Source organism: Pseudoalteromonas aurantia (assembly GCF_005886875.1).
Lineage (GTDB): Bacteria > Pseudomonadota > Gammaproteobacteria > Enterobacterales > Alteromonadaceae > Pseudoalteromonas > Pseudoalteromonas aurantia_A.
Genome location: NZ_PNBY01000103.1, coordinates 1 through 4,155 on the forward strand (window position 1 = coordinate 1; position 4,155 = coordinate 4,155).

Below are 4,155 nucleotides of genomic sequence, written 5' to 3' on the forward strand. Positions count from 1 at the left end.
AAGCGCCCCTCCCAAAATCGGCCTGTACAGTTATCTTCTTTATTCGCCTTGCGGGCAATACTTTCATTCAGGACCCGCATAAACCAACTGATACTCGATAAGCGCATTCGAAACTCTGTCAGTTCTTCATTAAAAAAGGATTGTTGGGCATTATTGAGCTTTTCACCACTCATATATTTATGTGTTAACAAGGTCCCCTTAAACAACTTATGCCATCTAATAATAACGGCTTTATCACTTAACCTTTTTACTTTGGCATCATTTACATACAGCACAATATGCGTATGGTTACTCATTACCGCATAAGCACACACGTCAATACAAAAAACTTTAGCAAGTTCCAGCAGTTTATCCTCTATCCACCCTCTTCTGTGCTCATATGATTGCCCTGTTACCTTATCTTCACCACATAGATAAGCACGACGCACACATCGTGAAATACAATGATAGTATTTGGTACCAGTTAAACTCACTTATCTTTTACGTGCTGTTGCCATGAGAGAAGTGCCTATCTTTTAAGCTGAATTTAAAGGGTAGGCAATGAATGAAAAAAGTCAATTTACAATGGATGTCATGTAAAATTATGTTCTATGGCCGACTGGATGCTACGCTGCACCAGTTTATTTAAACCGCTCTACGACAGGCTGTCACGAGGTGTTGCTACAGCAACCGGTAATACAGGCCGATGAAACCCCAGTGAAGGTGATGAAAGAAGACAAACAGACCAGTTACATGTGGCTGGATTGCAGCAGCACAGACTCGCCTGAGGCTGACGCTCAACTCCCCAATATTGTGCTGTTCGACTATCAGAATAGTCGTGCAGGGCGTTGCCCTGTGGGCTTTTTACAAGGTTACACCGATTATCTGCAGGTAGATGGTTATGCCGGCTATGAGCAAACCCAAGCCACTTTAGTGGGATGCTGGGCACATGCAAGACGCAAGTTCAAAGAAGCCGCAGACGCGCAAGCTAAGGGCAAAACCGGAAAAGCCAACTGGGCACTTAACCATATTCAAAAGCTATATCGCGTTGAAACCTCAATCAAGGCCGCAAGCCCTCAAGAAAAACAAGCCAAAAGAGAAACACAAAGTATGCACTGCTTGAGCAGTTTAAAACCTGGCTAGAAAAATCAGCACACACGGTGGTGCCCAAATCAAAGCTAGGTGAAGCCATCCATTACACGCTAAGACAATGGCCGAAACTCATTCGCTACCTCGACGACGGGCAGTTAAGCATAGACAACAACCGCGCCGAGCGCGCCATCAAACCGTTCGTTATCGGCCGCAAAAATTGGCTATTTAGCTTCACCACAAGTGGTGCAGAGAGCAGCGCAATACTCTACAGCCTAATCGAAACCGCCAGAGCAAATGGCCTCACGCCATTCGATTATGTGATGCATTGCTTAAACGAATTGGCTCAACCACAGCGTGATATCGACAGTTTACTGCCTTGGAACGTTAGCCTCTAGGTGTGGTTCGCTGCACGCTTACCTTGTTGCTCGCCAGCTAACATCAAAAAACGAAAGGCTTGGAACAAGTAGGAATGCGTAAGTTTATGATTTTTTTGTGATATCAATTTATAGCTTGCCTTTTTGAACAGGTACAGGTACTTTTTCTTGCATGGGAGAAAATGACGGCTGTCAGCTTACAAAAAGGCATACTCCAGAGAGAAAATTTGAGCTGTAGAGCCAGTCTGACAGCAAGACACCGATATTAAAAATAATTAAAAGGATAGAGGTATTTATTCTACCTATCCAAAACACATAAGGAACATCATGATAGAACTTACACAGATAGGCGCGCAACTCATCTTTATTGGTGTTGCTTTCTTCCTTGTCGGTTTAATACAAGGAGCCCTGATACCATCCGCAAAAAACTCCCGGATGGCTCTCTCTGGTCACTTAACTGCTGTTCAGTGCGCAATGGCACTGGTAATCTTTGGCATTATCTGGTCGCTGGTTAAGCTTCCTTTTTATTTAGAAATGTTTGCCGCTTATGGTTCTGCATTGGGCTTCATACTTATTTGGATAGGAATAACATTTGCTTCATTGACAGGAGCAAGTAAAGCTCTTCCTATCGCTGGCGCTGGATTTTCAGCAAACCTCACCGCAGAAGTTGCATTGAAAATAATGGTAGGTATTGGCTCACTACTCTCATTAATTGCTTGTACTTTATTAGTGTTTGGGTTATTGCCATTAATTAGTTAATTGGCAATAGATGCATGGTGAAGTCAGGAGTAGCCTCTAGCCAGGCGCTCCCTCACATCAAGTTTGATTAAGCCTCTAAATTTTTTGCATGGTCAGCGGTAGGCTTTCTCTACTGTAACCGAAAGCCATTCTGCCATTTAGTATTGGTCGCACCGCTACGCTCCGCGTTAATCACATCGACGAAAACAACAGCCCAGCTAGAAAGACGCTCACTTTTGCATGCGGCTATTATCACGGTGAACAAAGTTACTGCAAATAATCGACACTGAAAAACACTTAGTCTATTGATCTTTTTTGGATGTTCTAAACGACTTGCTATCCATATTTTCTAGATTTGTGTAACCCCCCATAGATTAAGATAGGGTCATGAGTTACGAGAAGTAGTGCTAACTTTTATCTTTTCTATATCGGTTAATGAGATTATCGAAGGCACGCCAAAAGTGAGTTTGATCACTGTCTTCAAAATCCACCCATTTCATTTGCTGAGAGCCTAAATATAGTGAATAGAATTCAAATACAAAGTGTTTCGCATCTGTATCGTGTTTAAGGTCACCTTTTTCTATTGTATGCGTCACGAGGTTCTCAAGGAAGGATAGTAACAACGTTAGGTCCCTTTTCAACTTATCCCGTACAGGCCCTGGTTGATCATCAAACTCGGTCGTAGCACTAATATAAATACAGGATTGGGCTTGTTGACCATACCACTCCAGCCAAAGTTCAACCGTTTTGAGTAAACGATCAAACGGATCCTCATTATTACTTTGAGGCTCGATAACACGTTCGCGAAACACCTTATGGGCATACTCTAACACCGCGAGCTGCAAATTCTCTTTAGATTTGAAGTGGGCAAACAATCCTGACTTAGACATTTCGGTAGCCGCGGCTAAGCTGCCTATAGTTAGATCGTTTAAGCTAGATCCTGTGGCAATATTAAGCGCAGTTTCTAAAATTTGTTGGCGGGTTTGTTTGCCTTTTCTCATTTGATGCCTCAATAAGATTAAAATTAAGTAAGTCTATTAGTACACTTAGTAAACAGGCAATTGCTGTTAATATTAGCGCGACAAAAGCGACGTTATGATTGACAGGTAGTTGATGAAAAACAGCCGTGTATATAATGCCTCCTCCCATCCCAAAATGGAATAATATACTGATAATTCGAACCTCTTTCATCTGTATCTGTTTTTCTTCAAACAGCCAAAGCGCCAAGCTAAGTGTCAGATAGGCAGCACCTAACAGCCGTATAAACATAGGGGAACCCTCTGTATTCAGTCCCAAACCTTCCAGTAGCTGTATTGGAAAGAATGTGAATGGTATCGCCCAAAATATAACCAGAAGTCGTGCAGATAGTTTTAGTCTTGAAGTCATTTCTGAGTTTCCTTTTTTTGAAATAATAGCACGAACGTTCGTTGCTGTAACTAAAAATTTGACGAGAATTTAATCGAAATTACCAGTATCATCGTGTCTGTCCGCTAAACCACACCTAGTAACCGCGATTTTGTTAAGGTAGCTTTAAACTCCAATCAACCATGGAGTAAAACATGCCTAAACATAGAACTGCCGAGCAGTGGCAGCAGCTGATTCAGCAGCACACACAAAGTGACTTATCTGTACGTGCCTTTTGCCAGGAGCATCACCTTAGCGTCACAACATTTTATGACCGTCGCGCCAAATTAAAAGCAAATCAAGCCACGCGCAGTGAATTTGTTACTGCGAAGGCTGACGTTGCGAAGCCACCCACAACGAAAAGCTCAATACGCCTCTCATGTAAAGAAAGTAAACTTGAGCTGCCTACAACGACAGACGCTATCTGGCTGGCTAATTTAATCAAGGCATTGGCATGATCAACTGGAATATTGATAGCGTGTTATTACATCGCCAACCGGTCGACTTTCGAAAATCTATCAATGGCCTCGCTGCCATTGTCGAGAAAGAAACAGTGACACCCATTCAA

Annotated in this window: 4 protein-coding genes and 2 pseudogenes; 3 read left to right on the forward strand and 3 right to left on the reverse strand. The window is 42.5% G+C overall.

The features are described from left to right. Positions 1-473 (reverse strand): annotated as a pseudogene (locus tag CWC18_RS17990) (transposase); the annotation flags it as partial. 147 nt (positions 474-620) lie between these two features. On the opposite strand from CWC18_RS17990, the pseudogene CWC18_RS17995 reads away from it, so the two are divergent. Together CWC18_RS17995 and CWC18_RS18005 are read left to right on the forward strand one after the other, a co-directional pair. After that, positions 621-1,454: pseudogene (locus CWC18_RS17995) on the forward strand (IS66 family transposase); the annotation flags it as partial. A 318-nt stretch (positions 1,455-1,772) separates the two neighbouring features. Continuing rightward, positions 1,773-2,204 carry a hydrogenase gene (locus CWC18_RS18005; protein WP_138675827.1) on the forward strand — a complete coding sequence of 144 codons (432 nt, stop codon included), beginning with the start codon at positions 1,773-1,775 and terminating at the stop codon, positions 2,202-2,204. A 386-nt stretch (positions 2,205-2,590) separates the two neighbouring features. On the opposite strand, the gene CWC18_RS18010 is transcribed toward CWC18_RS18005, so the two are convergent. Beyond that, a complete protein-coding gene (locus CWC18_RS18010) occupies positions 2,591-3,184 on the reverse strand; it encodes a TetR/AcrR family transcriptional regulator (protein ID WP_138675828.1) in 594 nt (197 codons plus the stop codon). After that, positions 3,135-3,569, reverse strand: a complete 435-nt coding sequence (locus CWC18_RS21095) for a hypothetical protein (protein WP_171041152.1) — start codon at positions 3,567-3,569, stop codon at positions 3,135-3,137. Before CWC18_RS21095 ends, CWC18_RS18010 begins: the two co-directional genes overlap by 50 nt. Before the next feature lie 173 nt (positions 3,570-3,742). Between CWC18_RS21095 and tnpA the strand changes: the two genes are divergently transcribed. Continuing rightward, positions 3,743-4,045 (forward strand): IS66 family insertion sequence element accessory protein TnpA, encoded by a 303-nt coding sequence (gene tnpA / locus CWC18_RS18015; RefSeq protein ID WP_138675829.1) that lies wholly within the window; start codon positions 3,743-3,745, stop codon positions 4,043-4,045. The last annotated feature ends 110 nt before the right edge of the window (positions 4,046-4,155 follow it).